At 72.3% G+C, this 2,481-nt stretch carries 2 protein-coding genes; one reads left to right on the forward strand and one right to left on the reverse strand.

The annotated features are described in order from the left end of the window. Nucleotides 1–323: 323 nt before the first annotated feature. On the forward strand, nucleotides 324–1,781 hold the full coding sequence (locus ACOV8S_RS25375; protein WP_448320545.1) for an aminopeptidase P family protein: 1,458 nt from the start codon (nucleotides 324–326) through the stop codon (nucleotides 1,779–1,781). 75 nt (nucleotides 1,782–1,856) lie between these two features. Here ACOV8S_RS25375 and ACOV8S_RS25380 read toward each other — a convergent pair whose 3' ends face one another. Next, nucleotides 1,857–2,315 carry an ATP-binding protein gene (locus ACOV8S_RS25380; protein ID WP_448320547.1) on the reverse strand — a complete coding sequence of 153 codons (459 nt, stop codon included), beginning with the start codon at nucleotides 2,313–2,315 and terminating at the stop codon, nucleotides 1,857–1,859. Nucleotides 2,316–2,481 lie beyond the last annotated feature (166 nt).

The following is a 2,481-nucleotide window of genomic DNA, read 5'->3' on the forward strand; positions in this document are numbered from 1 at the left end:
ATTCGGCTGCCACGCGCGGAGGCGGCGGTCCGCGGGGGGCGCGCCGGACCGCCGCCTCCGCGCGTGGCAGCCGAATGGTTCGCGGCCTTGCTGAGCCGCCTCCGAGCGGTCGCGTCGGGGCCGGGGCCGCTCGCCGTCTCCGGGCGGCAGCCGAACGGTCCGCGGGCACCGCTGAGCCGCCTCCGAGCGGTCCGGTCGGGCCGAGGCCGCGCATGCCCTGCGTGGCGGACGGTGACCGCGCGTACCGGGCGGCTTCCGCCCCTGGGGCCGTCCTTCCCCGAAACGTACGATGGTGCATACATCAGTACATCGAGGAGGACGACGTGGCGGAAGAGCTGCCGGAGACCCCGGACACCGAAGCCGAAGAGCCGATCAAGCAGCGCAAGAACGGCCTGTACCCGGGCGTGTCCGACGAGCTCGCCGAAAGCATGCGGACGGGCTGGGCCGACACCGAGCTGCGCGACCTGGAGCCGATCGCGCAGGCGGAGGAGACCGCCCGCCGCCGCGCCGCGCTCTCCGCCCGCTTCCCGGGCGAGCGCCTGGTCGTCCCCGCCGGCAACCTCAAGACGCGTTCCAACGACACCGAGTACGCCTTCCGCGCCTCGGTGGAGTACGCCTACCTCACCGGCAACCAGACCGAGGACGGCGTCCTGGTCATGGAGCCGGCCACGGACGGGCACAACGCCACGCTCTACCTGCTGCCGCGCTCCGACCGCGAGAACGGCGAGTTCTGGCTCTCCGGCCAGGGCGAGCTGTGGGTCGGCCGCCGCCACTCGCTCTCCGAGGCGGAGCTGCTGTACGGCATCCCCTGCTCCGACGTGCGCGAGCTGGCCGGCGCGCTGCGCGAGGCCACCGGCCCGGTGCGCGTGGTGCGCGGCTACGACGCCGGCATCGAGGCCGCGCTGACCGACAAGGTCACCGCCGAGCGCGACGAGGAGCTGCGGGTCTGCCTCTCCGAGATGCGTCTGGTCAAGGACGACTTCGAGGTCGGCGAGCTGCAGAAGGCCGTCGACTCCACCGTCCGCGGCTTCGAGGACGTGGTGAAGGTCCTCGACCAGGCCAAGGCCACCTCCGAGCGGTACGTCGAGGGCACCTTCTTCCTGCGCGCCCGCGTCGAGGGCAACGACGTCGGCTACGGCACCATCGCCGCCTCCGGCCCGCACGCCTGCACCCTGCACTGGGTCCGCAACGACGGCCCGGTCCGCGCGGGCGACCTGCTGCTGCTCGACGCCGGTGTGGAGACGCACACGTACTACACGGCCGACGTCACCCGGACCCTTCCGGTCGACGGCCGCTTCACCGACATCCAGCGCAAGATCTACGACGCGGTGTACGAGGCCCAGGAGGCCGGTATCGCCGCCGTGAAGCCGGGCGCCAAGTACCGCGACTTCCACGACGCCGCGCAGCGGGTGCTGGCCGAGAAGCTGGTCGAGTGGGGCCTCGTCGAGGGCCCGGTCGAGCGCGTCCTGGACCTCGGTCTGCAGCGCCGCTGGACCCTGCACGGCACCGGGCACATGCTCGGCATGGACGTCCACGACTGCGCGGCCGCCCGCACCGAGACCTACGTCGGGGGCACGCTGGAGCCGGGCATGTGCCTGACCGTCGAGCCGGGCCTCTACTTCCAGGCCGACGACCTCACGGTGCCCGAGGAGTACCGCGGCATCGGCGTGCGGATCGAAGACGACATCCTGGTCACCGAGGACGGCAACCGGAACCTGTCGGCCGCCCTCCCGCGCCGCTCCGAAGACGTCGAGTCCTGGATGGCGGACCTCGGCGCCTGATGCGTCACCGGCCCCGTGGCGCCCATCGGCGCGGCACGGGGCCCGTCGGCGACGTGCGCGCCGCTGACCGCGGTCTCAGACCGCGGTCAGGGGCGCGTTCTCACGCCACTTGAGCAGCTTGTCGAAGCTGACGACCGCACCGCCCGTACCGGGCAGGTTGTCGACGCGGACGTGGTCGGCCAGCTTCCGGATCAGCATCAGGCCGCGCCCGCTCTCCGCCTCCGCGCCGGGTTCCGGGAGGAGCGGGAGGACCGGGCTGGGCGCGCCGCTGTCGAAGCCGGGGCCCGAGTCCGAGACCTCGATCCGGCACCGCTCGCCGTCCATGTAGGCCGTGACCTGGTAGTCCGCGGCGGCGCCTCCGCCGTGCCCACCGTGCTCCACGGCGTTCGCGCAGGCCTCGCTGAGCGCCACGGACAGGTCGTAGCAGATGTCCGGGTCCACTCCCGCCGTCTCCATCGCCCCGAGCAGCAGACGCCGTGCGAAGGGAACGCTGGCAGCCTCACGCCGCAGTTGGAGTGACCACAAGATGCTCATGCTCCTGCCTCCAGGCGGCGGCTCGGCTCGACATACCGATACGTATTGCCCTTACTCCCCGTGCCTAAGCGCCCGTTCGACGTGAGAACGCCCATACGGCGGGGGGCCGAACGGCTGCACTCGACGCATATCGGACCTGGTCTGTGATGCCGGAGCGACGAGTGGG

It is taken from the genome of Streptomyces sp. CO7 (genome assembly GCF_053474865.1).

Bases quoted from the DNA above. Each gene is read 5' to 3' on its own strand.
- ACOV8S_RS25380 (WP_448320547.1), bottom strand. From the start codon at position 2,315: ATGAGCATCTTGTGGTCACTCCAACTGCGGCGTGAGGCTGCCAGCGTT.